The sequence below is a fragment of the uncultured Roseovarius sp. genome (assembly GCF_947489715.1).
Taxonomy (GTDB): domain Bacteria; phylum Pseudomonadota; class Alphaproteobacteria; order Rhodobacterales; family Rhodobacteraceae; genus Roseovarius.
Genome location: NZ_CANLER010000008.1, coordinates 35,783 through 61,954, shown reverse-complemented (window position 1 = coordinate 61,954; position 26,172 = coordinate 35,783). Strand labels below are relative to the sequence as shown.

Annotated in this window: 24 protein-coding genes; 14 read left to right on the top strand and 10 right to left on the bottom strand. The window is 58.9% G+C overall.

Annotated elements, in window-relative coordinates; genetic code table 11:
- The first annotated feature begins 37 nt into the window (after positions 1–37).
- From Q1B27_RS18205 to Q1B27_RS18170, 8 genes are all read left to right on the top strand, one after another.
- Positions 38–928, top strand: coding sequence for a D-alanine--D-alanine ligase (locus Q1B27_RS18205; protein ID WP_299849992.1), 891 nt, complete (start codon positions 38–40; stop codon positions 926–928).
- On the top strand, positions 916–1,800 hold the full coding sequence (locus tag Q1B27_RS18200; protein ID WP_299849628.1) for a cell division protein FtsQ/DivIB: 885 nt from the start codon (positions 916–918) through the stop codon (positions 1,798–1,800). The genes Q1B27_RS18205 and Q1B27_RS18200 overlap by 13 nt, the downstream gene beginning before the upstream one ends.
- Positions 1,800–3,134, top strand: coding sequence for a cell division protein FtsA (gene ftsA / locus Q1B27_RS18195; protein ID WP_299849626.1), 1,335 nt, complete (start codon positions 1,800–1,802; stop codon positions 3,132–3,134). The genes Q1B27_RS18200 and ftsA overlap by 1 nt, the downstream gene beginning before the upstream one ends.
- Before the next feature lie 454 nt (positions 3,135–3,588).
- Positions 3,589–5,226, top strand: a complete 1,638-nt coding sequence (ftsZ, locus tag Q1B27_RS18190; RefSeq protein WP_299849624.1) for a cell division protein FtsZ — start codon at positions 3,589–3,591, stop codon at positions 5,224–5,226.
- A gap of 227 nt (positions 5,227–5,453) precedes the next feature.
- The gene (gene lpxC, locus Q1B27_RS18185; RefSeq protein ID WP_299849622.1) at positions 5,454–6,374 is read left to right on the top strand and encodes a UDP-3-O-acyl-N-acetylglucosamine deacetylase; all 921 of its coding nucleotides are present in this window, start codon (positions 5,454–5,456) and stop codon (positions 6,372–6,374) included.
- Positions 6,375–6,485: 111 nt separating this feature from the next.
- A complete protein-coding gene (locus Q1B27_RS18180; protein WP_299849620.1) occupies positions 6,486–7,337 on the top strand; it encodes an outer membrane protein assembly factor BamD in 852 nt (283 codons plus the stop codon).
- 20 nt (positions 7,338–7,357) lie between these two features.
- Positions 7,358–9,007: a DNA repair protein RecN gene (recN, locus tag Q1B27_RS18175; protein WP_299849618.1), complete on the top strand. Its 1,650-nt coding sequence runs from the start codon at positions 7,358–7,360 to the stop codon at positions 9,005–9,007.
- A 268-nt stretch (positions 9,008–9,275) separates the two neighbouring features.
- Positions 9,276–9,650, top strand: a complete 375-nt coding sequence (locus Q1B27_RS18170) for a hypothetical protein (RefSeq protein WP_299849616.1) — start codon at positions 9,276–9,278, stop codon at positions 9,648–9,650.
- 107 nt (positions 9,651–9,757) lie between these two features.
- On the opposite strand, the gene Q1B27_RS18165 is transcribed toward Q1B27_RS18170, so the two are convergent.
- Positions 9,758–11,134, bottom strand: a complete 1,377-nt coding sequence (locus tag Q1B27_RS18165) for an FAD-linked oxidase C-terminal domain-containing protein (RefSeq protein ID WP_299849614.1) — start codon at positions 11,132–11,134, stop codon at positions 9,758–9,760.
- Positions 11,135–11,224: 90 nt separating this feature from the next.
- On the opposite strand from Q1B27_RS18165, the gene Q1B27_RS18160 reads away from it, so the two are divergent.
- Positions 11,225–12,913, top strand: coding sequence for a chloride channel protein (locus Q1B27_RS18160; RefSeq protein ID WP_299849612.1), 1,689 nt, complete (start codon positions 11,225–11,227; stop codon positions 12,911–12,913).
- Positions 12,914–13,393: 480 nt separating this feature from the next.
- Here the strand turns inward: Q1B27_RS18160 and Q1B27_RS18155 are convergent, their stop codons facing one another.
- The 5 genes from Q1B27_RS18155 to cobS form a co-directional block, all read right to left on the bottom strand.
- Complete coding sequence (locus Q1B27_RS18155; RefSeq protein WP_299849610.1) at positions 13,394–13,738, bottom strand: DUF427 domain-containing protein; 345 nt, start codon at positions 13,736–13,738, stop codon at positions 13,394–13,396.
- Between the two features lie 56 nt (positions 13,739–13,794).
- Positions 13,795–15,597: an aminopeptidase P family protein gene (locus Q1B27_RS18150; protein ID WP_299849990.1), complete on the bottom strand. Its 1,803-nt coding sequence runs from the start codon at positions 15,595–15,597 to the stop codon at positions 13,795–13,797.
- Between the two features lie 127 nt (positions 15,598–15,724).
- The gene (cobT, locus tag Q1B27_RS18145; protein ID WP_299849608.1) at positions 15,725–17,602 is read right to left on the bottom strand and encodes a cobaltochelatase subunit CobT; all 1,878 of its coding nucleotides are present in this window, start codon (positions 17,600–17,602) and stop codon (positions 15,725–15,727) included.
- Positions 17,599–18,300, bottom strand: coding sequence for an aspartate/glutamate racemase family protein (locus tag Q1B27_RS18140; RefSeq protein ID WP_299849606.1), 702 nt, complete (start codon positions 18,298–18,300; stop codon positions 17,599–17,601). The genes cobT and Q1B27_RS18140 overlap by 4 nt, the downstream gene beginning before the upstream one ends.
- 33 nt (positions 18,301–18,333) lie before the next feature.
- Positions 18,334–19,320 carry a cobaltochelatase subunit CobS gene (gene cobS, locus Q1B27_RS18135; protein ID WP_299849603.1) on the bottom strand — a complete coding sequence of 329 codons (987 nt, stop codon included), beginning with the start codon at positions 19,318–19,320 and terminating at the stop codon, positions 18,334–18,336.
- 433 nt (positions 19,321–19,753) lie between these two features.
- Between cobS and msrB the strand changes: the two genes are divergently transcribed.
- From msrB to Q1B27_RS18115, 4 genes are all read left to right on the top strand, one after another.
- Entirely contained in the window at positions 19,754–20,224 is a 471-nt protein-coding gene (msrB, locus tag Q1B27_RS18130; protein WP_299849601.1) for a peptide-methionine (R)-S-oxide reductase MsrB, read from the top strand.
- A 223-nt stretch (positions 20,225–20,447) separates the two neighbouring features.
- Positions 20,448–21,122, top strand: coding sequence for a phosphatidylserine decarboxylase (locus tag Q1B27_RS18125; RefSeq protein WP_299849599.1), 675 nt, complete (start codon positions 20,448–20,450; stop codon positions 21,120–21,122).
- 12 nt (positions 21,123–21,134) lie between these two features.
- The gene (gene pssA, locus Q1B27_RS18120; protein WP_299849596.1) at positions 21,135–21,887 is read left to right on the top strand and encodes a CDP-diacylglycerol--serine O-phosphatidyltransferase; all 753 of its coding nucleotides are present in this window, start codon (positions 21,135–21,137) and stop codon (positions 21,885–21,887) included.
- Positions 21,888–22,511, top strand: coding sequence for a class I SAM-dependent methyltransferase (locus Q1B27_RS18115; RefSeq protein WP_299849594.1), 624 nt, complete (start codon positions 21,888–21,890; stop codon positions 22,509–22,511).
- A gap of 124 nt (positions 22,512–22,635) precedes the next feature.
- On the opposite strand, the gene Q1B27_RS18110 is transcribed toward Q1B27_RS18115, so the two are convergent.
- From Q1B27_RS18110 to Q1B27_RS18095, 4 genes are all read right to left on the bottom strand, one after another.
- Positions 22,636–23,259: a DnaJ domain-containing protein gene (locus tag Q1B27_RS18110; RefSeq protein ID WP_299849592.1), complete on the bottom strand. Its 624-nt coding sequence runs from the start codon at positions 23,257–23,259 to the stop codon at positions 22,636–22,638.
- Positions 23,260–23,443: 184 nt separating this feature from the next.
- The gene (locus tag Q1B27_RS18105; RefSeq protein WP_299849590.1) at positions 23,444–23,836 is read right to left on the bottom strand and encodes a DUF4177 domain-containing protein; all 393 of its coding nucleotides are present in this window, start codon (positions 23,834–23,836) and stop codon (positions 23,444–23,446) included.
- A 71-nt stretch (positions 23,837–23,907) separates the two neighbouring features.
- A complete protein-coding gene (locus Q1B27_RS18100) occupies positions 23,908–24,450 on the bottom strand; it encodes a pyridoxamine 5'-phosphate oxidase family protein (protein ID WP_299849588.1) in 543 nt (180 codons plus the stop codon).
- Positions 24,451–24,459: 9 nt separating this feature from the next.
- Positions 24,460–25,350 carry a DMT family transporter gene (locus Q1B27_RS18095; RefSeq protein WP_299849586.1) on the bottom strand — a complete coding sequence of 297 codons (891 nt, stop codon included), beginning with the start codon at positions 25,348–25,350 and terminating at the stop codon, positions 24,460–24,462.
- 107 nt (positions 25,351–25,457) lie between these two features.
- Between Q1B27_RS18095 and Q1B27_RS18090 the strand changes: the two genes are divergently transcribed.
- On the top strand, positions 25,458–26,123 hold the full coding sequence (locus Q1B27_RS18090; RefSeq protein ID WP_299849584.1) for a YafY family protein: 666 nt from the start codon (positions 25,458–25,460) through the stop codon (positions 26,121–26,123).
- The last annotated feature ends 49 nt before the right edge of the window (positions 26,124–26,172 follow it).

Here is a 26,172-nt window from a genome sequence, read left to right as displayed (position 1 = left end):
GCACAAGGTGGTTGGTTCGAGCAGAACAACCCACAAAGTGGCGGTGATCATGGGTGGCCCCTCGGCTGAGCGCGAGGTGTCGCTGTCAACAGGTCGCGAATGTGCAGCCGCTTTGCGGGACGCAGGGTACGAGGTGATCGAGGTCGATGCTGACCGCGATCTTGCCGTGCAGCTTGGCCAGATTTCCCCCGATGTCGTGTTCAACGCCCTGCATGGTCGTTGGGGCGAAGATGGTTGCGTGCAAGGTATCCTTGAATGGCTGAAAATCCCCTATACCCATTCCGGCGTACTGGCTTCGGCCCTGGCGATGGACAAGGAAAAGACCAAGGCGACTTACCGCGCGGCGGGTCTGCCGGTGGTCGATAGCGTCCTGGCGGACAAGGCCGAGGTCGTGGCGCGCCATATGCTGGCACCTCCTTATGTGGTCAAACCCTATAATGAAGGCTCCTCGGTCGGCGTCTATATCGTCAACGAGGCCGCGAATTCCCCGCCGCAACTTTCTGACGAAATGCCGCAGACGGTGATGGTCGAAGCCTTCGCGCCGGGCCGCGAACTGACAACGACCGTGATGGGCGATCGCGCACTGACTGTCACCGATATCATCACTGACGGCTGGTACGACTACCACGCCAAATACGCCGAGGGCGGATCGCGCCACGAGGTGCCCGCCAAACTTCCGGCAGAGATTTTCGACGCCTGCATGGACTACGCTTTGCGCGCTCATCAGGTGCTGGGCTGCCGCGGTGTCAGCCGCACCGATTTCCGCTGGGATGAAGCGCGAGGTCTGGACGGGCTGATCCTGCTGGAAACCAACACGCAACCGGGCATGACGCCCACATCGCTTTCGCCGGAGCAGGCGCAGAAATTGGGCATTTCTTTCCCCGAATTCTGCCGCTGGATAGTCGAGGACGCCTCATGCGACAGGTAGGTTCCCGCCACGATCCCGCACCCTCGCGCTGGTCCTACCGCTACCAGCGCTTGATGCTGACACCGCTCTTTCGCAAAGTTTTGCGCGTGGGGCTACCCGTCGCGGTCATCGTCGGTACGACGACGGTCTATTTTTCTGATGAAGCCCGTCGCGAGCAATTGATGCTGACCTATGCGGAAATCCGCCATCAGATCGAAACCCGCCCCGAATTCATGGTCAATTTGCTGGCTGTCGAAGGGGCGAGTTCCGGGGTAGAGGCTGAAATCCGGGAAATCTTTCCCATCGAATTTCCGATCAGTTCTTTTGATCTGGCACTTGATGATGTCCGCAGGCTGATCAAAGACCTTCCCGCCGTGGCCGATGTCAGCGTCCGTATCCGACAGGGCGGCATGTTGGTGGCCAAGGTGACAGAGCGCGAACCCGCCGCCCTCTGGCGTAGCCGCGATGGGCTGGCGATCGTTGATTTGGAAGGCGTGCGGATTGCCGAATTGGGCAGTCGGTCGACCCGTCCCGACCTGCCGGTCGTGGCAGGTAAGGGCGCCAATGTCGCCGTCCCGGAAGCACTGAACATTCTTGCCGCCGCAGCGCCGCTTGAAGGGCGCGTGCGTGGATTGGTGCGCATGGGGGAACGCCGTTGGGATCTGGTGCTGGACCGCGATCAACGCATTCTTCTGCCCGAACGCAATCCGGTGCGGGCGGTCGAGAGGGTGATCGTGCTTGGTGACGTGCAGGACATGCTGGAACGCGATCTGGTTGCCGTCGACATGCGATTGGCCGCGCGGCCGACGATCCGAATGAACCAGCGCGCCGTCGAGGAATGGTGGCGCGTCAGAAATATTTCAGCAGGCAGTCCGGCAGGGGGCGATGATTAATGATTGAGCTTTACGAGACCCAGCGGGCAATGCGCAACATGCGCAAGGCGGCGATGCAGCGCGGCGTCGTGGCGGTGCTGGATGTCGGTACATCTAAGATCGCCTGCCTGGTACTACGCTTTGACGGCACGGACCGCCTTGCAGGGACCGAGGGTATCGGCGCTATGGCGGGGCAGGCCGGGTTCCGGGTGATCGGCGCAGCCACTACACGGTCGCGCGGTGTTCGCTTTGGTGAAATCGAGGCGATGCAGGAAACTGAACGCGCTATCCGGACCGCTCTGCAAGCGGCGCAGAAGATGGCCAATATCCGTGTCGATCACGTGATTGCCTGCTTTTCCGGTGCGCAGCCGCGCTCTTACGGTCTGGCCGGGTCGATCGAACTTGAGGGTGAAACCGTCGACGAACAGGATGTCAGCCGCGTGCTGTCGGCCTGCGATGTGCCTGATTATGGCGAAGGCCGCGAGGTGCTGCACGCTCAACCGGTGAATTTCGCACTCGATCATCGCTCGGGTCTGATTGATCCCCGTGGTCAACTGGGGCAGGTGTTGTCGACGGACATGCATATGCTGACCGTAGATGAAATCGCTGTGCAAAACCTGGCCCATTGCGTCAAACGTTGTGATCTCGAACTCGCAGGTCTGGCCAATTCGGCCTATGTTTCGGGGATCGCCTCGTTGGTCGAGGACGAACAAGAGCTTGGATCCGCCTGCATTGACCTTGGCGGCGGTTCGGCCGGCGTGTCCATCTTCATGAAAAAACATATGATTTATGCCGATAGCGTGCGTATGGGGGGCGATCATGTCACCGGCGACATCTCTATGGGCCTGCAGGTGCCAACCGCCACGGCTGAGCGGATCAAGACCTTTTATGGCGGCGTTGTCGCCACCGGCATGGATGATCGCGAGATGATCGAGATCGGTGGCGACACGGGCGATTACGAACATGACCGCCGCACTGTCAGCCGGGCCGAGTTGATCGGTATCATGCGCCCCCGCGTCGAAGAGATATTGGAAGAGGTGCGCGCACGGCTTGATGCGGCCGGGTTCGAACACCTGCCCAGCCAGCAGATCGTGTTGACCGGCGGTGGCAGCCAGATCCCGGGTCTTGATGGCCTGGCCAGCAAGATTCTCGGGCAGCAGGTTCGGCTGGGCCGCCCCTTGCGGGTGCATGGCCTGCCGCAGGCCGCGACGGGGGCCGGTTTTGCCAGTGCCGTTGGCATGTGTCTGTTTGCAGCCAATCCACAGGACGAATGGTGGGATTTCGAAATCCCCGTAGACCGCTATCCGGCGCGATCACTCAAACGCGCGGTCAAGTGGTTCAAGGACAACTGGTAGACGGTTTTCCCTTCACACATCCCCGCGCAAGAACGGGTTTTTGCGTTCAAAAAGCGGCTGCTGCATCCAAAATCGTTGTTTCCGATTCGGAAACGCGGGTTTATGCCTGTTTTTCAAGAATCGCGTGACGCTAAGCGTTTGTTGTGATACAGTTTTTACTAAGGCTCGCAGAGGCCGACACTAAGGATGAGCAGACATCCTCACATCTGATGATTGAAAGAATGCACCCGAGGTGTATTCGTGGTTGCAAGGAGCAGTTGTGTAGAGGCAAATACCGAACCGCGATATCTGGTCAAATTGGCGAAATAACGCGTTTAAACTCAATAAACTACCCATATTTTGTGTCTAAAGGGTGGTTTTTTGATGACTGAAACGGTAACCACGGGTAATGATACCCCTCATTAAGCGGAAAATCGGCCTGCGCGGGCAGGCTTAACAGCAGGCGGAACGAAAAATGACATTGAACCTGACAATGCCGGGACATGAAGAGTTAAAACCCAGGATTACCGTATTTGGTGTGGGCGGCGCAGGCGGCAACGCCGTGAACAACATGATCGAGAAACAGCTCGATGGTGTTGATTTCGTTGTTGCCAATACCGACGCGCAGGCCCTGAGCCAGAGCAATGCGGATAACCGGGTGCAACTGGGTGTGAAAGTCACCGAAGGTCTGGGCGCGGGCGCACGCCCAAGCGTGGGTGCTGCGGCAGCCGAAGAAAGCATCGAACAGATCGTCGATCACCTGGCTGGCGCGCATATGTGCTTCATCACCGGCGGAATGGGCGGGGGCACCGGCACCGGCGCCGCACCGATCATCGCACAGGCCGCCCGCGAATTGGGTGTTCTGACCGTCGGCGTTGTCACCAAACCCTTCCAGTTCGAAGGCGCCAAACGCATGAGGCAAGCCGAAGAAGGTGTTGATGCGCTTCAGAAAATGGTCGACACGCTGATCATCATTCCGAACCAGAACCTATTCCGCTTGGCGAATGAGAAGACCACCTTTACCGAGGCGTTTTCGATGGCCGATGACGTACTGTATCAGGGCGTCAAAGGTGTCACTGACCTGATGGTTCGGCCGGGCCTTATCAACCTCGATTTCGCCGATGTCCGCGCGGTGATGGACGAGATGGGCAAGGCGATGATGGGTACTGGCGAAGATGCCGGCGAAGATCGCGCCATCCAGGCCGCCGAGAAGGCCATTGCCAATCCGCTTCTGGACGAAATCAGCCTGCGTGGCGCCAAGGGTGTGTTGATCAACATCACCGGTGGTCACGATCTGACCTTGTTCGAACTGGACGAAGCTGCCAACCGCATCCGCGAGGAAGTGGACAGCGATGCCAACATCATCGTCGGCTCGACGCTCGATACCGCGATGGAAGGTGCGATGCGCGTCAGCGTTGTTGCCACCGGGATCGACGCCAGCGACGTGGTCAGCGATGTACCGGTCCCGCGTCGGTCACTGGCCCAGCCTCTGAAAACCTCAATCGAGGCGGAGCATCGCGATGAACCGGCTGAAGAAGAAGTCCCTGCCGTAGCAGTGGCCCGCGCCGAGGAAGAGCCCTCGCTTTTCAATGACATGGAGGCACAGCGCGCTGCCGCCGAAGATCAGATGGAAGACATTTTCGAGACCGCCCACGAGCGGCGCGCCGAACGTGATGTCGATGATCTGCCGCCGCCGGCCTACACGCCACGCGTTGAAGAATTCGACCCCCGTGCCAGCGAAGAAGACGACACCCTGGAAGATTTCGTGGCGCCCCGTGCCCCTTCCGCCGGAACACCGTCGCCTGATGCGATGGCACGCCTACAGGCAGCCGTGGCCAAGGTGCCCAATGGTGGTGGCTATCAGCGCCCGCAAGAGCGTAGCAGCGCTTCCGCTCCAAGCGCCAACGCCGAGCGCCCGCGCTTTGGGATCAACACGCTGATCAACCGTATGACCGGCCATTCGGGCGACAATGAGGGCACTGCGGCCCCGCGTCCGGCACGCCAGCAGCCCTCGATGCAGGCCCCTCAAGCGCAACGCGCCCCGGTGGAATCGCATGAGGAAGAAGACGAGCAGATCGAAATTCCAGCCTTCTTGCGGCGTCAGGCCAACTGAAAACCGGTCAAATTGAAAATAGATGAAGGGCTGCCTTGAGGCAGCCCTTTTCTTTTGAAAACAGTAACTTAGTCTAGATAAAAACCACCTCGGCGGATAACCGCCGCAGACGCGATACGCGATGTTTCAATCCGTTGCAAAGTTTGAGTTTACCATTTGCAGGTGCAGCATTATTTCCGGGTTTCAAAGTAGCGGACCACTCTCCGCGTGGGGACTTGAGGACAGACTTGCAGAATACGATCAAATCACCACTATCCTTTGACGGCGTTGGCTTGCACTCCGGTGCGCCTGCACGTCTGACGGTATTGCCTGCACCGGTCTCTCACGGTGTGATTTTCCGTCGTGTGGATGTGGCGGGCTCCTCAAACGAAATTCCTGCATTGTGGCACCATGTGCGTCAATCGCCGCTGTGCACCCGTCTTGTGAACAGTGATGGCGTGGCGGTGTCGACGGTTGAACATATCATGGCAGCGCTCGTGGGCTGTGGCATTCACAATGCCGTGGTCGAAGTGGATGGCCCCGAAGTACCGATCCTGGATGGCAGCTCGGCTATTTTTGTCCGCGGTATCCTGGGAACGGGTATCCAGCGTCAGGATAAACCTGTGCGCGCCCTGCGTGTTTTAAAGCCGGTTGAAGTGCGTAAAGGTCAGGCCCGTGCGCGTCTTTCGCCGCATAAAACCCTGCTGATCGAATTCAACATCGAATTCGAGGATGCTGCGATTGGCGAGCAGAAGAAGACGCTGAACATGTCAAACGGCAGCTTCGTGCGCGAGCTGTCCAACAGCCGTACCTTCTGTCGCAAGGCCGATGTCGATCATATGCGTGCTAACGGTTTGGCCCTTGGCGGCACGCTGGAAAACGCCGTGGTCGTCGACGGCGAAAACGTGCTCAGCCCGGGCGGCCTGCGCCACCGGGACGAGGCCGTGCGTCACAAGATGCTCGACGCTCTGGGTGATCTGGGTCTGGCAGGTATGCCGATCTTGGGTCATTATCAGGGGTTCCGCGCCGGGCACGCCCTGACAAACGACCTGTTGCACGCGCTTTTCGCCGACAAGGACAGCTATGAAGTGGTCGAATGCGACCCGGACATGGCCGCGCGTCTGCCCGGCGCGGGTGTTCACTGGGGTGAAATTCCCGAGGTTGCCTGACTCTGTCAGTCATTTCCACCAAAGGCGTTTTGCCCCGGAAATTTCTGTGCTAGGACCGTTGCCAAGAACGGGGTGAATCCCGGCAAGGCGCAACAAAGGTGAGTTACATAAATGACAGTCCGCAGGTTCCGGGCAAAGTGGGTTGGTGCGTTGCTCATTGCAGTCGCCGTTGCAGGTTGTGGCGGCATCAGAGGCAAGATTGATCGCGGCGACGTCGATTTTGAAAACTATACGGCCAAACAGATTTTCGAACGCGCCGAATACGATCTGGCGCGCAATGACCCTGATCTGGCAGCTCAGCATTTCGCCGAGGTTGAACGCCTTTATCCCTATTCCGAATGGGCCAAGCGTGCTGTGATCATGCAGGCCTTTTCCTATCATCAGGATGAGGATTACGAAAACAGCCGGTCCGCGGCGCAGCGGTTTATCGACTTCTATCCCACCGATGAGGATGCCGCCTATGCCCAGTATCTGCTGGCGTTATCCTACTACGACCAGATTGACGAGGTCGGCCGCGATCAGGGACTGACCTTCCAGGCACTGCAATCCCTTCGCGAAGTGATTGAGCGTTATCCGGACAGCGAATATGCCAGCTCGGCCGTGCTCAAGTTTGATCTGGCCTTTGATCATCTGGCAGCCAAGGAAATGGAAATCGGTCGCTACTATTTGCGCCGCGATCACTTCGGCGCGGCAATCAACCGTTTTCGCGTTGTGGTCGAGGATTTCCAGACAACCACACACACCGCCGAGGCGCTGCATCGCCTGGTCGAAGCATACCTGTCGCTTGGTCTCACCCGCGAGGCACAGACCGCCGGCGCGATTCTGGGGCATAATTTCCGCTCAACCAAATGGTACGAAGACAGCTACAAACTGTTGAAGGGCCGCGGACTGGAACTTGAGGCTGCTGGCGACAGTTGGTTGCGCCAGGTCTATCGCCAGATGATTCAGGGCAGGTGGCTGTAGTCCGGGCCTAGGGGGGCAGGGTGCTCAGAGGTCTCGATATTCGTGACATGCTGATTATCGACCGGCTGGAACTATCGTTTCAGCCCGGTCTGAACGTGCTGACCGGGGAAACCGGCGCGGGTAAATCCATCCTGCTTGATTCCCTGGGATTTGTTTTGGGCTGGCGCGGCCGTGCCGAACTGGTGCGCGCTGGTGCGGCGCAGGGCGAAGTACAGGCCGTTTTCGATCTGCCTGCCGATCATCCCGCGCGCGCCATTCTGCGCGATGCCGGTTTGCCGGAAGAGGATGAGCTGATCCTGAGGCGCATCAATACCAGCGACGGGCGCAAGACCGCCTGGGTCAATGACCGGCGTTGCTCGGGCGAGGTGCTGCGCCGCTTGTCGGAAACGCTGTTGGAACTGCATGGTCAGCATGATGATCGCGGTTTGCTGAATCCACGGGGGCACCGCGACCTGTTGGATGAATTTGGCAAATTGTCAGGGCACCGTGACAAGGTGCGTGCGGCATGGCGCGCGGTTGCCGAAAAACGCAAGGCGCTTGATCTTGCACAGGCCGCGCTGGAAAAGGTTCGCGCCGAAGAAGAGTTTCTGCGTCATGCGGTGGCTGAGCTTGACTCACTTGACCCGCAACCCGGTGAAGAGGACGAGTTGGATGCCCGACGTCGCCTGATGCAGGGTGCCGAACGCATCCGTGAGGATATCAACAAGGCGGCGCAGGCGCTTGGATCTGATGGTGCCGAAGGTCGCGCCGGGGATGCCCTGCGCTGGCTTGAGGACGCCGCAGACAAGGCGGATGGTCAACTGGATGAGCCTATTGCAGCCCTTGGCCGTGCCCTCGTTGAATTGGACGAGGCCGCGTCCGGCGTGACGCGCTGTCTTGAAACGCTGTCTTTTGATCCGCTGGAACTGGAACAGACCGAAGAGCGGTTGTTTGCCATTCGCGCCCTGGCGCGCAAACATGACATCGTCCCAACCGAACTGGGCGCGCTTGCCGACGATCTGCGTGGCAAACTCTGGGCGCTGGATCAGGGCGATGCGGATGTGCGGGTACTGCGACAGGTTTTGACTGATGCCGAGGCTGTATATGACGCCAGCGCGCAAGCCCTCAGCGCGGCGCGAACCAAGGCTGCAAAACGTCTGGACAAGGCCATGATGGCCGAACTTGCGCCGCTCAAGATGGACCGTGCGATCTTTGAAACCACCATTGCCGAAGCCGAACCCGGCCCCTCGGGCTGTGATGATGTCAGCTTCACGGTGGCGACCAATCCGGGCGCGCCCTCCGGCCCATTGGCACGTATCGCCTCGGGCGGCGAGCTCAGCCGGTTTTTGCTTGCGCTCAAAGTTTGCCTGACCGGAGCCAATAGTGGCCTGACCTTGATATTCGACGAGATCGACCGTGGTGTCGGAGGTGCGACCGCCGACGCGGTGGGGCGGCGTCTGTCACAGCTAGCCGGGGCAGGGCAGGTTCTGGTTGTCACCCACTCACCGCAGGTTGCGGCTCTCGCGGCCCATCACTGGCGTGTCGAAAAACGGGTGTCGCAGGACCAAACTTTATCAACCGTCACCGAGTTGCGCGAAAGCGCGCGTGTGGATGAAATCGCAAGAATGCTGTCGGGTGACACAATCACACCCGAAGCCCGCAGTGCCGCACAGGCGTTGATGGGTGGCTAATCCTTTGAAAATAAAATAAATTATGACATTTTCCGCTATCGATTCCATGTCGGATAGCGTTAACCTTTTTCCCAGAATATGGCAAATTTGTGAAGTGTTAACCACCAATTTGCCTTGATTTAGTCTCAATTTGTGATAGCTGGGGCTTAGTAACGAGTTAAGTTTTTGGGGGTTATTGCTATGCTTTTCGTAAGCAAAAACGCGGCTATTTTTGCACGCGCTATCCTTTCTTTCATTGTAATTGCAACTTTCGCTATCTGGGTAACAGATGCGCATGCCAGCGGTTCTGGCGGCGGTGGTTCCGGCGGCAGCGGTGGTTCCGGCGGCAGCGGTGGTTCCGGCGGCAGCGGTGGTGCCGGAGGTAGCAGCGGTGGCTCTGGCGGCAGCGGTGGCTCTGGCGGCAGCGGTGGCTCTGGCGGCAGCGGTGGCTCTGGCGGTAGTGGCGGTTCTGGCGGTAGTGGCGGTAGTGGCGGTTCCGGCGGCAGCGGTGGTTCCGGCGGCAGCGGTGGTTCCGGCGGCGATGGTGGCGGTGGCGGCAACGGTGGAGATCGTGGCGGACGTGGCGCTAATGTCGACCGGGGCACATATGGCACCGTGGCGCGGAACAGGACCGACTCCTACGAGCCTCCGATTGGCCTCGTGATTTCCGACGATGCCTGCATCGGCGGCAAATACGTAAAGTGCTGATCTTTCCGGTCTCAGCCTTTTAGACCAGATCGACTTGCCAATCTAACAGCGCCGCCGCGTGATCTAGTTTCGCGGTGGCACAAGCTTGCCCGGGTTCATGATGTTGTCCGGGTCAAGGGCCTGCTTGATTGAGCCCATCATGGCCCACCCGGCACCGTGCTCCTCGTCCATATAGCTCAACTTGCCCAAGCCCACACCATGTTCGCCGGTGACCGTGCCGCCAAAGGCCAGCGCGCGTTCCACCATCCGATGCGATGCCGCCTTGACCGCCTTCACCTGGTCCTTGTCGCCTTCATCGAACATCAGCGACGTGTGGAAATTGCCATCGCCCACATGGCCGACAATCGGCCCGTGAATGCCGGCCTCTTCCAGATCCATGCGGGTTTCCTCGATTACCTGCGCAAGGGTCGAAATCGGCACGCAGATATCCGTGACCAGAACCTTCGCATCCGGGCGCGTGGCCTTGATCGCATGATAGGCATTGTGACGCATGGCCCAAAGCGCTGTGCGATCCTCGGCCTTGGTGGCCCATTCGAACCCTGCTCCGCCGTGGGTCTCGGCGATCGCACCGAAAGTCTCGGATTGTTCGGCAACGCTGGCCTCGGAGCCGTGGAACTCAAGCAGCAGATGCGGTGCCTCGGCCAGTTCGCTGCCGGAATAGGCATTCACCGCCTTGACCGAGGCGACATCCACCAACTCGATCCGCGCCATCGGCAGGCCCACCTGGATCGTGTCGATCACTGCCGCCACCGCGTTCTTCACGCCCGGAAACGCACAGACCGCGCTTGCGACGGCTTCGGGGCGGCCCTGCAGACGCAGCGTAAGCTCGGTGATCAGGCCCAAGGTTCCTTCTGATCCAACAAAGAGCCCGGTAAGGTCATAGCCGGATGAGGATTTTCGTGCCCGACTGCCGGTGCGGATAGTCTCGCCACTGGCAGTCACGACCTCCAACGCCAGTACGTTCTGTCGCATCGTGCCATAGCGGACCGCCGTGGTGCCACTGGCGCGGGTGGCCGCCATCCCGCCAAGCGTCGCATTGGCCCCCGGATCGACGGGAAAAAATAAACCTGTGGCGCGCAGATCTTCGTTCAGCGCCTCGCGCGTCACGCCGGGCTGCAAGGTCACATCCATATCGGCCTGGTGCACTTCAAGAATACGGTTCATCCGGCTGAAATCCACACAAACACCCCCCTGCGGTGACTGTGCCTGCCCTTCAAGAGATGTGCCAACCCCCCAACCGATCACCGGCACACGGTGCTGGGCGCAACAGCGCACGATCCGGGCAACTTCCTCGGTGCTTTCCGGATAGGCCACCGCGTCGGGCGGCATAAGTGGGAAATGGGTTTCACTCCGCCCATGTAATTCCAGATCGGACTTGGACCGTGTCACCCGTTGGCCTAGAAACGTGGATAGCTCGGTGATCACCGTCTGAAGTGCCATTGGTCGTACTCTTTCTGTTATTGCCGCGACACTCTAGGCGAGTTGCCACGCCGGGGGAAGCACGACAGCAGGGCAGGAAAGAAACGGCGGATGTCAGAACCGGAAACCTCGATCTGGGCGGAAAAACGCCGCGCCGCTGTCATGTCTCTGCAAAGAGGCTGGCATGTCCTGCGCACCCGCGGACCCAGCCAGTTCCAGTTCTGGATCATTGCCCTGATCATCGGAATCGCCGCCGGTTTCGCGGCGCTTTTTTTCCGCAAGGGGATCAATGCGCTGCAATACCTGGCCTACGGGACCGAGGATATGGCCCGCATCCATTCCCATGCGGCGTCTCTGCCGTGGTACTGGGTGCTGATCGTGCCGATCCTGGGCGGGCTGGCCGTAGGGTTGATCCTGCATCATTTCACACCGGACGCGCGGGCCCGCTCGGTGGCGGATGTGATCGAAGGCGCGGCGCTAAATGACGGGCGCGTCGAAAAACGAGCTGGCATTGCGTCGGTCTTTGCGTCCCTCATCACCCTGGGTACTGGCGGTTCAACCGGTCGTGAGGGGCCCGTCGTCCATATGGCCGGTGTGATTTCAAGTTGGGTCAGCAACCGGATCAATGCCGATGGGATTACAGGTCGGGACCTGTTGGGCTGTGCCGTGGCGGCGGCGGTATCGGCATCGTTCAATGCACCGATTGCCGGGGCGCTTTTTGCGCTCGAAGTAGTGCTGAGACATTTCGCCGTGCATGCCTTTGCGCCCATCGTGATTGCATCTGTGGCTGGAACGGTGATCAACCGGCTGGAATTTGGCGACATCACCGAATTCAACCTGCTGCAGACCGGCATGCTGGAATTTTATGTCGAGCTTCCCGCCTTCCTGATCCTCGGACTGATCTGCGGATTGGTGGCAACCGCGCTGATGCATGCCGTGTTCTTCGCCGAGGATTTTGCCAACCATGTTCAGCGCCGTATCAAGCTGCCCCGCTGGCTGCGTCCGGCCGTTGCGGGCGCTTTGTTGGGCGGGCTGGCAATCTGGTTTCCGCATATCATCGGCGTTGGCTACGAGACCACGACAGCGGCCCTGTCCGGCGAGTTGCTGTTGCACGAAGCGGTAGTCTTTGCCGTGCTCAAGGTTGTCGCCGTGGCGATCACTTTCGGGGGGCGCATGGGCGGCGGTATCTTCTCTCCCTCGCTGATGCTGGGCGCTCTGACAGGTCTTGCTTTCGGCCTTATCGCCACGGCAGTCTTTCCGGACGTTTCCGGCGCGCATACGCTTTATGCCTTGGCGGGGATGGGGGCCGTTGCCGCCGCGGTTCTTGGCGCACCGATTTCCACCACGCTGATCGTATTCGAACTGACAGGCGACTGGCAGACCGGTCTGGCGGTCATGGTGGCGGTGTCGATGTCCACTGCACTTGCCTCCCGTCTTGTGCGGCGCTCGTTCTTCCTGACGCAGCTCAACCGGCGCAATATCCGACTGGCCGCCGGACCTCAGGCTTATCTGTTGGCGATGTTCCGTGTGGCCAAGCTGATGCGCGCACCAGATCATCCTCGCGCTGCGTCAGAGGAAGAATGCTGGGAGCTTATCGAAGATGGTGTCTATATCGACGGCAACGCCACGCTTGAATCCGCCATGCCAATCTTTGACCGCTCGGGCATGCGCTTTATCCCGGTGGTCACGTTAGGGGGCGAGGATCAACCCCCCGAGCTCTGGGGCGCTCTGTTCCACGTCGATGCGCTCAAAGCCTACAACCGTGCCCTGGCCGCGGTGTCGGAGGAAGAACATAGTTGATAGAAGTTTGCTTGAAACCTCTTGCGGTAATTCCAAACACAGCGCCCCTGGAGGAAAGCCAAAGTGCCGCTAGGCTAAAAATTGGACCATTGGATTGCCCCCAGCCATATGCCCCATTCGTTCAAGCCAAGAAATATAAAGCGCAAACCGTACCGCTGGGCTCTACTCAAATCCAACATTGAGGTTTGTTATTAGCGCCAATTTTTTGGGGAGAGACACCGTGGTGGTTCCCCCATTCAGCACCATCCAACCATTCGACGGCTATCTTTTTCAGCAAATTTCAAAACCAAAGGACGAGACCGCAAAGGTTGCGATTTTTTAGCGATAGCCAGCTCAAATGTAACTGGGACTGTTCCGATCCCCATCAGCCCAATCAAGTCGTATAGATGTTTGGAAATCAGCAGAGGCTCATTGGCACTGATCTGCCTGCACATATCAAAAGCGAGGGCTTTGCTTTGTCGCGCAGAACTGGCCGTCTGCTTAGATTTGTTCCACAGCTACCGTGTCGCTCGGATAGAATGCCAGATGGTCCTTGATACGGGCCACATCACTTTTCGGATTCTCATAGGACCACGCGGCATTTTTGAGCGTTTGGCTTTTGGTTATGATCGAAAAATAGCTGGCATCCCCCTTATGCGGGCAATGGCTGCTGTGATCGGTTTCATCCAGAAACGCCATCGCAATGTCGTCCCTCGGGAAATAGATCACGGCCGGATAGTCGCCCTGGCTCAGCTCAAGCGCGTTCTTGCTTTCGGCCAGCACCGCGCCACCCGCGCGCACTGTCCATACCCCATCGGCCTTGCGTATCCGGATATCCGTCATCATTCTCTCCCGTTCGATCTCATTCTGCGTCTCTTTGGATGCAGTTGTACACCAAAATTCTACAGGGGGGCAGTGGCCTGATCCAGCCAATTCGCCGCAGCCTCTGAAAGGCGGGGTCCGATCTTTTCGCGACACGTGGCGTGGTAGTCGTTCAGCCATTTGCGCTCCGGGTCACTCAGCATCTCAACGTCGATCAACCGCCGGTCAATCGGCACCCAGTTGAGCGTTTCGAAACATAGTTTTCCGGTCTGATCACCCCCTGAAACTGTTTCTGCGGGGGTGACTACAACCAGGTTTTCGATGCGGATGCCAAACGCCCCTTCGCGGTAATAGCCGGGCTCGTTCGACACGATCATCCCGGGTTTGAACGGTACATGGCTGATCCGCGACAGCCGTTGCGGGCCTTCGTGCACACAAAGTGCCACGCCGACACCGTGGCCGGTCCCGTGGGCATAGTCCTGATCGGCCAGCCACAGCGGATAGCGCGCAATCGCATCCAGATCGCGCCCGGCCAACCCTTCGGGCCAGCGCAGCCGGCTGATCGCGATCATCCCCTGTAATACGCGGGTAAAGGCGGCGCTTTCGTCCTGCCCGACATCGCCTACGGGCAGGGTACGGGTGATGTCGGTGGTGCCGTCCAGGTATTGCCCGCCGCCATCCAGCACCAGCAGATCGCCATTTTCCAGCGTTCGGTTGGTTTTATGCGTCACCCGGTAATGCGCCAGCGCACCATGCGGGCCACTGCCGGCGATGGTGTCAAAGCTGATGTCCAAAAGCTTACCGGTGGCGGCGCGGCATGCCTCCAATCGGGTGACCACGTCGATTTCGGTGATCGTGTCGGGGGCCTGGGCATCGAACCATGTCAGGAATTCGCACAATGCCGCCCCGTCGCGCAGATGCGCCTCTCGGGTGGCGGCGATTTCGGCCTGATGTTTGCAGGCCTTGGGCAGGATCGGGGGTTCATCGCCCCAGTCATGTACCACCCCTGCGTCGTCAAGCTGTTGCACCACCCAGACCGGCACCCACCCCTTATCCAGCCGCACCGGGCCGCTGAGATCGCGCAAAGCGGCGCTGAACCCTTCGACCGGTTCTATCGCAACATCCGCACCCAGATGCGTGCGAACGGTGTCATCCAGCTTGGCCGCATCGACAAAGAGGGTCAGAAGGCCCGTGTCATGCAGGATCGCAAAGGCATGCGCCACAGGGTTGCGCGGGATGTCACGCCCCCGGATGTTCAGCGCCCAGGCAATTGAATCGGGCAGGGTGATCACCGCCGCCTTATGTCCTGCCCGTTGCAGGTCAGCCGCCATTTCCGCGCGTTTCTCAGCATGGTCGCGGCCAGCGAATTCTACCGGGTAGGGGCTGATCAGCCCCTTTGGCGCAGCAGGTTGTTCGGGCCAGATACGATCGATCAGGTTGTCACAGGGCCGCAGGGTAATCCCGCTTTCGCCCAGACCTTTTTCCAGCGTTTCGATCTGCTCAGCGGTATAAAGCCAGGGGTCAAACCCGATTGTGCGGCCACCGGGCAGATGCTCTTTCAGCCAGGCGGCTGGTTTCACCTCGGGCCAGTCCACCGGTGTGAAATGCGCGGTATCGACCTGGACCTTGACCTGAACCCGGTAGCGCCCGTCAACAAAGACCCCGGCGATATCCGGCAGCACCACGCAGAACCCGGCAGACCCGGTGAATCCCGTCAGCCAGGCCAGGCGGGCATCGCGTTCGGCCACGTATTCCCCCTGATGGGCATCCGCGCGTGGCACCAGAAACCCCGAAAGCCCCTCGGCCTGCATTACCTCGCGCAGTTCGGCTAACCGGGCCGGACCCGCCTCTGGGTTTGCGGTATCGTCAAAGGATTGAAACATGGCGCGGCATCCCGTTTTGTAGCTGTCGCCCATTTCTGTCTCAGATGCCGCAGAATGACCAGAGCGCAGGAGGGAGTTGATCGGGTTTCGGAGATCAGCGAGCAGGCCGCCGCTGCGAACGGACTGTCTAACTTGCCCGTTTTATCCCCATCACCCGGGCACGCGCACGCGGATCGCTGTCAAAGAGCGCGGCAAGCTGTTCGGTCATGGCTCCGGCAAGCTGATCCACATCGGTGATCGTGACCGCGCGGTTATAGTACCGCGTCACGTCATGGCCGATGCCGATGGCCAGCAGTTCGACCTGGCGGCGTTTCTCGACCATCGCGATCACATCGCGCAGGTGCTTCTCCAGATAGTTGGCAGGGTTCACCGACAAGGTGCTATCATCCACCGGCGCACCATCGGAAATCACCATCAGGATCTTGCGCGACTCGCGCCGCATTACCATTCGCCGGTGCGCCCATTCCAGCGCCTCACCGTCGATATTTTCCTTCAGCAGGCCTTCTTTCATCATCAGACCAAGGTTCTGACGGGTCCGGCGCATCGGTGCATCGGCGGATTTGTAGATGATGTGGCGCAGATCATTCAAGCGACCGGGCAGTTGAGGCCGCCCGTTGCCAAGCCAGTTCTCGCGGCTTTGCCCACCTTTCCAGGCGCGGGTGGTAAAGCCCAGAATCTCGACCTTGACATTGCAGCGTTCCAGCGTGCGCGCCAGAACATCGGCACAGATCGCGGCAATGGAAATCGGCCGCCCGCGCATGGAACCTGAATTATCCAGCAACAATGTGACCACCGTGTCGCGGAATTCGGTATCCTTCTCAATCTTGAAGCTTAGCGGCGTGGTCGGATTTGCCACTACGCGCGCCAGACGTCCGGCGTCCAGCGTGCCTTCTTCCAGATCAAATTCCCAGCTCCGGTTCTGCTTGGCCTGCAACCGGCGCTGCAACTTGTTGGCCAAACGGCTCACGGCGCCTTTCAGCGGTTCAAGCTGTTGATCCAGATAGGCGCGTAAACGTTCCAGCTCGACCGGTTCGGCCAGGTCTTCGGCGTTGATCTCCTCGTCGAACTCGGTGGAATAGACGGTGTAATCCGGGTCCGCGTCCGAAATCGGCTGCGGGGCAGGGGGTTCCAGCGGGGCCTCGCCCTCGGGCAGCTCGGTCTCGTCGCCCATCTCCTGATCGGCCATGTCATCCATGCTGACCTGCGCCTGGCTCTGGTCCTGCTGATCATCCTGAGACTGCTCGGGGTCGGCATCCGCCTGATCCTCGTCGCCGTCATCTTCGCCGGTGCTATCGGGTTCTTCCTGCTCTTCGCCGTTGTCCTCGGCCTCATCCTCTTCGTCATCATCCAGATTATCCGGATCATCGCCAAGCTGGTCGCCATAGCCCAGGTCCTCGATGATCTGGCGGGCGAATTTGGCGAACTGAGTCTGATCGGACAGGATGTCTTGCAGGCTTTCCAGCGTGCCGCCGGCCTCCTGCTCGATGAACCCCTGCCACAGTTCCATCACGTTCTGCGCGGCAGGCGGCAGGTCGCGCCCGGTCGCCAGATGCCGGATCAGATAGCCCGCCGCGGTCGGCAGCGGCACCTGCGAGGCTTCATTGACCTGATCATAGCCAAGACGCAGTGCTTCGGCTTCGATCTTGCTGTCGATATTGCTTGCCGTGCCGGGCATGACGCGTGCGCCCACCGCCTCGCAGCGCGCGGTTTCCATCGCGTCATATAGTTCCTGCGCCATCTGCCCTTGCGGGTTGTACCGCGCATTCACGGCGTCATCATGATACTTGTGCCGCAGCGCCAGCGCATCCGCCGTGCCACGGGCCAACAGAACTTCCTCGCGCGTCATCCGGCGGCTGACCTGAGGCAGGCGCATCGCGTCACCGCTAAGGCCCGCGGGATCGACCGAATAGGTCACCGACAATTCACTGTCGTCAGCCATGACCTTGGTCGCCTCGGCCAGTGCCTTCTTGAACGGATCGGCGGGGTTGTCGTTGGGCTTCTTCATCGGGCGGTCTCCAGCTCGTCCAGACCAATCTCGTCGCAGGCAAGGCGCGCCAGCAGGTCCACATGCACTTCAAGCGCGTCGATCACGCGATAGTCGGGGGTATGCCCGTCAAAGGCAAGGTTCAGATCGGTGCCGGCCAGTATAACCGCGTCAGCTCCTTGATCGTCGGTCAGGCGCTGTCCGGCGTCCAGGAAATAGCTGCGATCCGCATCGGTGGCAGCACCGGCCAATGCCATGTCGATATAACGCTGCCCCAGCTCGTCCAGCTCATCTTCGATGGCCACGGCGTCGGTCTGGCTGAGCTGACCATAAAGCTTGGTGGCCATCACCACCCGCGTGCCCAGAAGGCCCACACGCTTGAGCCCCTGACTGGCGAAATAGCTGTCGAGAGGGGTAACGCCCGAGACCAGAGGCAGAGACGAGCGTGCCACTGTCTCATAATAGCAGAAATGTCCGCCAAGAGAGGTGATCGCAGCGCAATCTGCCCCCGCGGTCTTCAACCGGTCAATCAGTCTGGCATAGATCTCGGCCTGTCCCGCGCGATTATCCTCGCGGTTGTTCTTCACCAACGTCGGCGCATCTGCCTGCACGATGGTCAGGTCAAGCTTTTGACCCTTTGCCGCCACAGTCGCCGCCAGCCGCTGGTAATACACCACCGTCGCTGCCACACCGATACCGCCGATCAGTCCAATATGCATGCCTTACCTCGCGAGATAGGGCGAGCGTGTCCGTTATCCCAGGCTCATGCTCGCCGCGCTTTCCGGCAGTTCCTCGTCAAAGCAGCGCTGGTAGAATTCGGCCACGGTCTGGCGTTCCAATTCGTCGCATTTGTTGAGGAAGGTGAGGCGGAAAGCATAGCCCACGTTGCGGAAGATATGGGTGTTCTGCGCCCAGTTGATCACGGTCCGGGGGCTCATCACGGTCGAAAGCTCGCCATTCATGAACGCGGTGCGGGTGAGATCAGCGACGGTCACCATCTGGGAGATCGTCTTGCGGCCCTTCTCGTTGTTGAAAAGCGGGTTCTTGGCGATCACGATGGCGGTTTCCGCGTCGTGGCTGAGATAATTCAGCGTGGCCACCATCGACCAGCGGTCCATCTGCGCCTGGTTGATCTGCTGCACCCCGTGATAAAGTCCGGTCGTGTCGCCCAGACCCACGGTGTTCGAGGTCGCGAAAAGCCGGAAATTCGGGTTCGGCGTGATGATCTCATTCTGGTCCAGCAGCGTCAGCTTGCCATCATGCTCCAGCACGCGCTGGATGACGAACATCACGTCCGCCCGGCCCGCATCATATTCGTCGAACACGATGGCGACGGGATTGCGCAGCGCCCAGGGCAGGATGCCCTCGTGGAATTCGGTCACCTGTTTGCCGTCGCGCAGCTTGATCGCGTCCTTGCCGATCAGGTCGATCCGGCTGATGTGACTGTCAAGGTTCACGCGCACCGCCGGCCAGTTCAGCCGTGCGGCAACCTGCTCGATATGGGTCGATTTGCCGGTGCCGTGATAGCCCTGGATCATCACCCGCCGATTATGGGAAAACCCGGCCAGGATCGACAGCGTGGTGTCGGGATCGAACTTGTAGGTGCTGTCGAAATCCGGCACCCGGTCGGTCTTCTCGGCAAAGCCCTTGACGATCATGTCCGTATCAATGCCGAAAACCTCGCGCACCGAAATTTCTTCGGTGGGTTTTGCATTCATGTCAATCGTACCGTCAGCCATCGCAGGGCTCCTTCAATCGGGTCTTTTCTGTCGCGCCCCTCGTGCCTGAATTCGCAACCAAGAGCAAGGGGAACGGGGAACACTCTGCGTCTATTTGATAAGGCCCCGCCGCATCCCCGGTTAGGTCCAGTTTTCGGCCAAACGGGCGACCAGTTTTGGAATTAGGACGATTGTTGTACTGCGCCAGGGGACACAATCCTTTGGCGTGGGAATGGTCGATCGAAAATGGTTGAAACTATTCCCATCGGCGCTCCGTATCTTTTTCTGACGCCAGGTAACGACCCGGAAACCCAAAGGACCCACACGAAAATGCGACTTAATCCCCCGGATCACCCGCGAATTTGTAACGTTTATCACGCGAATTTGCGGCAGAGTTTGTTGCGCAATAGCCCCGCAACCCTCACATTCCAATCAACTTAAGAGGAGCTTCGATATGCACCGTCGACATTTCATCCTGTCGGTCCTGACAACCGGGACCGCCATCACCCTGGGCCTGCGCGCGGATGCCGCCGGCACTTTTGAAGTGACCCGCAGCGAGGCCGAATGGCGCGCCATGCTGAATGATCTGCAATACAAGGTCATGCGCGAGGAAGGTACCGAACGCGCCGGCAGTTCACCGCTGGACAAGATCTATTCGGACGGCACCTATCACTGCCGTGGCTGCGACCTGCCGATCTATTCGTCCAAGCATAAATTCGACAGCGGCACCGGCTGGCCCAGCTTTTACCAATCGCTGCCCAATGCGGTTGGCACCAAGGAAGACCGCAAGCTCTTTTCGGTGCGCACCGAGGTGCATTGCCGCCGCTGTGGCAGCCATTTGGGGCATATCTTTGATGATGGCCCGGCCCCCACCGGCAAACGCCATTGCCTGAACGGCGTGTCGCTGGTGTTCAAAGAAGCCTGAACCAGGCGCGGGTTGTCCCCACCCTGAATAATTATTGCGGCCTTCCGTTTTCCGACGCGAAGGCTGCTTTCTTTTGAGTGTCGGCACCGCCGCTGGCCGGGCGGGGCAGGGCGTGGGCGTCCGCCACTGGCGGGCAAACGCCGGGCTCTCGCGTGAATGCCCTTGCACTCAACGCCAATAGACCTATGAGTGTGCCCGTCGCTGCCGCAAGGGAAAGAATGCAATGGATATGCTCAGCACATTCGTCAAACCGATGCACCGCGAAGGCATCAGGTTTGTTGCGATTTTCGCCGCGATCACGCTGGGCCTGTTCCTGATTTCGGATTTCCTGGGCTGGATCGGCGTTGGGCTGACCGTCTGGTGTTACTACTTCTTTCGCGACCCCGAACGGGTGACACCAAATCGGCCCGGTCTGATCGTCAGCCCTGCGGATGGCATCATCTCACTGATCGAAGAGGCGGTTCCGCCCGCAGAACTGGGCATGCCGGATGAGGCGCTGACCCGCGTCAGCGTCTTCATGAATGTCTTCAACTGCCACGTAAACCGTGCGCCGGTCGCCGGTACGGTCAAGGCGGTGGCTTACCGTCCAGGCAAGTTTTTCAATGCCTCACTGGACAAGGCCAGCGCCGATAACGAACGCAACAGCCTTTGCATCGAGATGCCAGATGGGCGCGATGTCGCCGTTGTGCAGATCGCGGGGCTGGTGGCCCGACGGATCGTATGTTTCGTGCAGCCGCAGGCGGTTCTCAATGCGGGCGAACGCTTTGGCCTGATCCGGTTTGGCTCACGGCTTGATGTTTACCTGCCCAAAGGCGTCGATCCGCTTGTCAGTGTGGGTCAGACGATGGTGGCGGGCGAAACCGTGATCGCCGTTCTGACGAACAAGAAAGAGGTATAGGCCAACAATCCCATGAACAAGCGACCCGACAGACCGCATTCTGAACTCGCGCTGATCCAGCTGTTGCCAAACATGCTGACCATCGCGGCGATCTGTGCGGGCCTCTCGGCGATCCGCTTTGGCGTGCAGGGGCACTATACGCTTGCGGCACAGCTTATTCTGGCGGCCGCCATTCTGGATGGTCTCGATGGCAGGCTGGCCCGGCGTCTTGGTGCTGACAGCAAGATGGGGGCCGAGCTGGATTCACTGGCCGATTTCCTGAATTTCGGTGTGGCACCGCCACTGGTGCTCTATTTTTGGGCCTTGCAGGATATGCGCGGGGCGTGGATCGCGGTGCTGCTTTTTGCCGTCTGCTGCGTGATCCGGCTGGCGCGCTTCAATGTCAGCGGAAAATCCTCGGATGAAAGCCCGGATCGGTCCTATTTCGTGGGTGTCCCGTCACCGGCTGGGGCGCTCCTGGTCATGTTTCCGATGTATGTGTCTTTTGCTTTTACCAATTCGCGGCTCTTGCCGGATGTGATCATCTGCCTGCACATGGTGTCTGTCGGGTTCCTGATGATCAGCCATATCCCGACCTGGTCTTTCAAGACCACCAGGATTTCCCGCGAAAACGTCAAGTATTTTCTGGTTGGTTTCGCCTTTGTCGGCGCCGCCGTCCTGACCTATGCCTGGACCACGCTGGTCGCCATCTGCCTTGGCTATGTGGTGGTGGTTATCTGGGCGCTGATCAAGAACAAGAAGTCTATTTTCAGCAAAGGAAAGTAAATGGACATCAAAGCTGTTCAGACGTCCTATGCCCGCTGGGCCCCTGTCTATGACAAAACCTTCGGCGTGCTTACCAGTTTTGGGCGCCGTCAGGCCGTCGATTACATCAACAGCGGTTCCGGAAGCGTGCTTGAGGTCGGTGTCGGCACCGGGTTGTCACTGGAACGCTACAAATCCGATCTGCGGGTGACCGGGATAGATTTCAGCGATCAGATGCTGGAGAAGGCGCAAAAGAAAGTGCGAAAACAGGGCTTGTCCCATGTGGTCGACCTGCGCCAGATGGATGCCCGCGATCTTGATTTTCCCGATGCCAGTTTCGATACCATCGCGGCGATGCATGTCCTCTCGGTCGTGCCCGAGCCCGAGCGCGTAATGTCCGAGATCGCCCGCGTCTGCAAACCCGGTGGCAAGGTTGTGGTCACCAACCATTTTGTCCGCACCAAGGGTGTTCTCGCCGCACTTGAACGGATATCTGCGCCCTTTGCCAACACGATCGGCTGGCATTCGGATTTCGAGATTGAGACCATCCTGGGCGAAAAGGTGCTGTCTGTCGAAGAGCAACGACAGATCCCGCCGCTGGGGATGATGACCTTTCTGGTTCTGCGCAAGATGACGAAATCCTGACCGGATTTTTCGGCACGCTCGATCAAGTTACCCATCGTCGCGCCACGCTACGTGTTACGTACGTTTCGCACGTACAAAACGTACGGAGTTTACACAATGGAGCGTGTGGCCCAGCCCACCCGGTTTACTTGAAATTGCGGCTGGCCTTGATCTGATCCCAAGCCCAGACGACCTGCTGCAACTGTTCTTCCTGACTGCGGTCTCCGCCATTGATGTCAGGATGAAGTATCTTGATCAACGCCTTGTAAGATTTACGAATTTCCGCCTTGGTCCAATGATCCTTGGCCTCCAGAATATCAATGGCCTGACGTTCTGTCGGGGGCAGCTTGCGGGTGCCGGTCGTACCCCGTCCCGGATTTTGCGTGGCATTCCCCCCCAGCACCTGATGCGGATCCTCGATCCCCAATCTCGCCCATGCCTTTGCTTCGGGATCGGAAAAAGACTTGGTCTCTCTCTCCCAGACCTTGTCCTTTGACATTTGAGCGTTCATCTCGGCCTCGGTGGTGCCGTGGAAGAAGTTCCATTTCAGATTGTATTCGCGCACATGGTCTTTGCAAAACCAGTGAAATTCGTCCAGAACGTCCGGTGCTTTCGGCGCCCGATATTTCCCAGCCTCGGTGCATCCATCATGCTCGCAAACCCTGACAGATGTCTCAGACGCGCCCGACATGCCCCGGCGCCCGCGCGGGTTCTTTTTTTTCGCGGACGAAACGGACATATCAAAACCGAAGGGATCAGACTTGGACATTGGAACACCTTTGCGACTCGGAGAAGAGAGTTTAAGCCAAAACGCGGCAATGAGAAGGGGGCAGGAGATAAAAATTTAATGGTTTCAGCGAGAAATCGCACGGCTTCGAGTGGAGCCGAAAGGTGTTAGTCATTTGTGATTATTTAGGAAATTACTATTCTTACCGACCCCAAGTAAATTTGGGTTATTCGGACTTCTTTTCCTCCTCGGCTTCATCAGGCGTGGTTTCGTCTTCGGCGCCGTCGCCTGCATCACTGTTATGATCTTGCTCGTCCGGTTCGGTGTGCTCTGCTTCCCCACCCGCCGTATTTTCCGGCAAAGGCGCCTCGTCCTGGACGTCCGCGGCAAGCGCCCGGCGAAAAACCAGCACTGACCGATAGACCGTATGTGTCGATGTAATCCCCTGCCGTTCTTCGCTGGGAAGGATATCGGCGCGCTGGTATTCCCATCCCTCGCTGGCCAGTTCGTTGATGCGGAGTTCCAACGCGTTGGCAAAGCGCGCTTCAGGGCCTTTGACGCCGGGCGCTTTCAGGCCCTTCGCGGGGGCGGGGATGATTTTGTATTCGTAACCGACCATGAAACCGTCCAAATTTTTATGCTGTTGGCAAGCATCGCATCCTAGCTGCACGTCGGTTCAGCGCAAGCTTTCTAGATGCCGGTCGGATCACCATCCAGGCTGAGTGTGTTCTTTTTAGCCCAAAACGCCTCTAGTTCTGGTTTGGTCATCTTGGCATACCAAGGCACCAGTTCTGTCTCGGCCCGCCCACGTTTGACGGCCATTTCCGGCACCCCAGTGCCGCAGGACGTCGTGACCAGATCTATGCTGAAATCGAAGATATTTCGCGCGCCGGCATAATCAGGAAACTGTCCATACAATTGCGACCAATCGTCATCGCGAGGGTGGATCACGCGGGCATTGCCATAGACCCTGAGCGTCAGCGCGTCACCCTCGAAAGCGCAAAACATCAGCGTCATCCGAGCGTTCTGAAGCACATGCGCGGCGGTTTCGTTGCCGCTGCCACTGACACTGAGCCAAACGATCCTTGTGTCCGACAAGATACGTAACGAATCCAACCCTTTAGGTGACATGTTTACACGTCCCTTCGGGGCGGCCGTTGCCACAAAAAATAACGGTTGTTTTTCGATGAAATGGCGGAAGCTACGGTTTAGTTTATCGGTCTTGATACCCATGGATTTTCCTTACGTCGTGGATTTCTGTGTGAGTTTTTTGCGATCAAGTTGGGACAAGATGACGGCCAACAAGACCAGAATCCCACCGGCGATTGCCCAGGCTGTTGGCAGTTCACTCAGCAGCAGCCAGGCCCAGATCGGCGCCAGTGGTGTCTCCAAAGCACCCAACAGGGCAGTCTGCGCCGCGGGGATGCGGCGGGCGCCTTCGGTCAGCGTGATTGAGGCGACGGCAAAGACCAGACCAAAGATCAGCAGGATAGCGATTTCTGGCTGGCTGGTTGCCAAGGGTGCTCCCAAGAACCAGCCGGGCACCAGCAGAATGACTGAGGCAAGCACATTCGGCAGCACGGTTGGGGTATCGAGCCAGATGCGGTAGATTACGTAGAAAACGGCCATCATAAGGGTCATCCACATGGCCAGCAGGTCGCCTGCTAGGTGGCTGGATCCGACAGAGCCACGTAGTGTCAGCCCGACACCGACAAGCGCCAACAGACTGGTCAGCATGATTTTCAATCCCGGCCTTTCTCCGATGAGGAGCCAGGCCAGTGCAGCCGCGACGAAGGGTGCGGTTGCCCAGATCAGAACCACGTTGGTCACTGTGGTCAGTTTGAACGCAGGGATAAATGCCGCTGTGCCCGATGCGACAACAATCGCGGCAAGTAGCGCCGTCCAGCCAAACCGGGACACTTCATCCCTCAAAGCCCCGCGCATCATCACATAGCCCAATGACAAAACGGCTGCGCCGAGTCCGCGCCAGAAAATAACCGACCAGGCATTGGCGTCGACAGCTTTGGTGAATATTCCAGCCGTGCTGAACACAAAGGCCGAGATGCAAACCAGAATGACCCCGGACATATGTGACAGCGGCACCGAGGATTGGGGGGTGGAAATAACGGCCATGAAATTCTCCTGTTGGTGCTTCCGTTGTCGGGATAGCAAATCGCTACTGACATGTATGTGTCAGTAGTCTTGTGTTAGGATCACCCAAGTTCAGGAAGGGATAGTCGGTGGCCCGATCAACACGCATGTTCGAAATCATTCAGCTTCTGCGCAACGCTTGCCAGCCCCGCACTGCGGCCCAGATCGCGCAGGAACTTGAAGTGACCCCACGCACAATTTACCGCGATATCGCCTCGCTTCAGGCGATGCGCGTGCCGATTGATGGGGCGGCGGGCATTGGCTATATCATGCGCCCCGGTTTTGATCTGCCGCCGATCAACTTTGACATTGAAGAGGCCGAGGCCGTCACTGTCGGTCTGGCCATGATTGCCCGCACCGGGGACAAGGGGCTCAAGGCCGCAGGTCGGCGTGCCTGTCGTAAACTGTCCGAGGCGACACAGTTGAGCGACGCGCTTTTTTCGTCGACCTGGGGGCCGGAGGAGCCCGACAGGATTGACCTGTCGGACCTGCGAGCCGCCATTCGCCAAGAGCGTAAGCTTGAGATCGTCTATCGTGATGGCAACGGTTCCGAGACAAATCGGACAATCTTACCTTTTGCAATCGTATATCATTCCGAGGCGATCATCCTTGGTGCATGGTGCGAAATGCGGGATGATTTCAGAAACTTTCGACCGGATCGGATGGCACGCTACACCATCCTTGAAGAGACCTTCGAGGGCCGTGGTGACGCGTTGCGATGCGAATGGATGAAAAGCTATGCCGAGTGGTTGTGAACGATACGTGATGCAAAATGCCTAGACGCACTGAAGATCAGCGGGTTAG

Excerpts from the sequence above, each read along its gene's own strand:
- msrB (WP_299849601.1), top strand. The coding sequence starts at position 19,754 with ATGCACCGTCGACATTTCATCCTGTCGGTCCTGACAACCGGGACCGCC.
- ftsZ (WP_299849624.1), top strand. The coding sequence starts at position 3,589 with ATGACATTGAACCTGACAATGCCGGGACATGAAGAGTTAAAACCCAGG.
- Q1B27_RS18110 (WP_299849592.1), bottom strand. The coding sequence starts at position 23,259 with ATGTCCAAGTCTGATCCCTTCGGTTTTGATATGTCCGTTTCGTCCGCG.
- Q1B27_RS18200 (WP_299849628.1), top strand. The coding sequence starts at position 916 with ATGCGACAGGTAGGTTCCCGCCACGATCCCGCACCCTCGCGCTGGTCC.
- pssA (WP_299849596.1), top strand. The coding sequence starts at position 21,135 with ATGAACAAGCGACCCGACAGACCGCATTCTGAACTCGCGCTGATCCAG.
- Q1B27_RS18140 (WP_299849606.1), bottom strand. The coding sequence starts at position 18,300 with ATGCATATTGGACTGATCGGCGGTATCGGTGTGGCAGCGACGGTGGTG.
- Q1B27_RS18170 (WP_299849616.1), top strand. The coding sequence starts at position 9,276 with ATGCGCATGCCAGCGGTTCTGGCGGCGGTGGTTCCGGCGGCAGCGGTG.
- Q1B27_RS18105 (WP_299849590.1), bottom strand. The coding sequence starts at position 23,836 with ATGGTCGGTTACGAATACAAAATCATCCCCGCCCCCGCGAAGGGCCTG.
- ftsA (WP_299849626.1), top strand. The coding sequence starts at position 1,800 with ATGATTGAGCTTTACGAGACCCAGCGGGCAATGCGCAACATGCGCAAG.
- cobS (WP_299849603.1), bottom strand. The coding sequence starts at position 19,320 with ATGGCTGACGGTACGATTGACATGAATGCAAAACCCACCGAAGAAATT.
- Q1B27_RS18165 (WP_299849614.1), bottom strand. The coding sequence starts at position 11,134 with ATGGCACTTCAGACGGTGATCACCGAGCTATCCACGTTTCTAGGCCAA.
- Q1B27_RS18095 (WP_299849586.1), bottom strand. The coding sequence starts at position 25,350 with ATGGCCGTTATTTCCACCCCCCAATCCTCGGTGCCGCTGTCACATATG.
- Q1B27_RS18125 (WP_299849599.1), top strand. The coding sequence starts at position 20,448 with ATGGATATGCTCAGCACATTCGTCAAACCGATGCACCGCGAAGGCATC.
- Q1B27_RS18100 (WP_299849588.1), bottom strand. The coding sequence starts at position 24,450 with ATGGGTATCAAGACCGATAAACTAAACCGTAGCTTCCGCCATTTCATC.
- Q1B27_RS18155 (WP_299849610.1), bottom strand. The coding sequence starts at position 13,738 with ATGATGACGGATATCCGGATACGCAAGGCCGATGGGGTATGGACAGTG.
- cobT (WP_299849608.1), bottom strand. The coding sequence starts at position 17,602 with ATGAAGAAGCCCAACGACAACCCCGCCGATCCGTTCAAGAAGGCACTG.
- Q1B27_RS18115 (WP_299849594.1), top strand. The coding sequence starts at position 21,888 with ATGGACATCAAAGCTGTTCAGACGTCCTATGCCCGCTGGGCCCCTGTC.
- Q1B27_RS18180 (WP_299849620.1), top strand. The coding sequence starts at position 6,486 with ATGACAGTCCGCAGGTTCCGGGCAAAGTGGGTTGGTGCGTTGCTCATT.
- Q1B27_RS18160 (WP_299849612.1), top strand. The coding sequence starts at position 11,225 with ATGTCAGAACCGGAAACCTCGATCTGGGCGGAAAAACGCCGCGCCGCT.
- Q1B27_RS18150 (WP_299849990.1), bottom strand. The coding sequence starts at position 15,597 with ATGTTTCAATCCTTTGACGATACCGCAAACCCAGAGGCGGGTCCGGCC.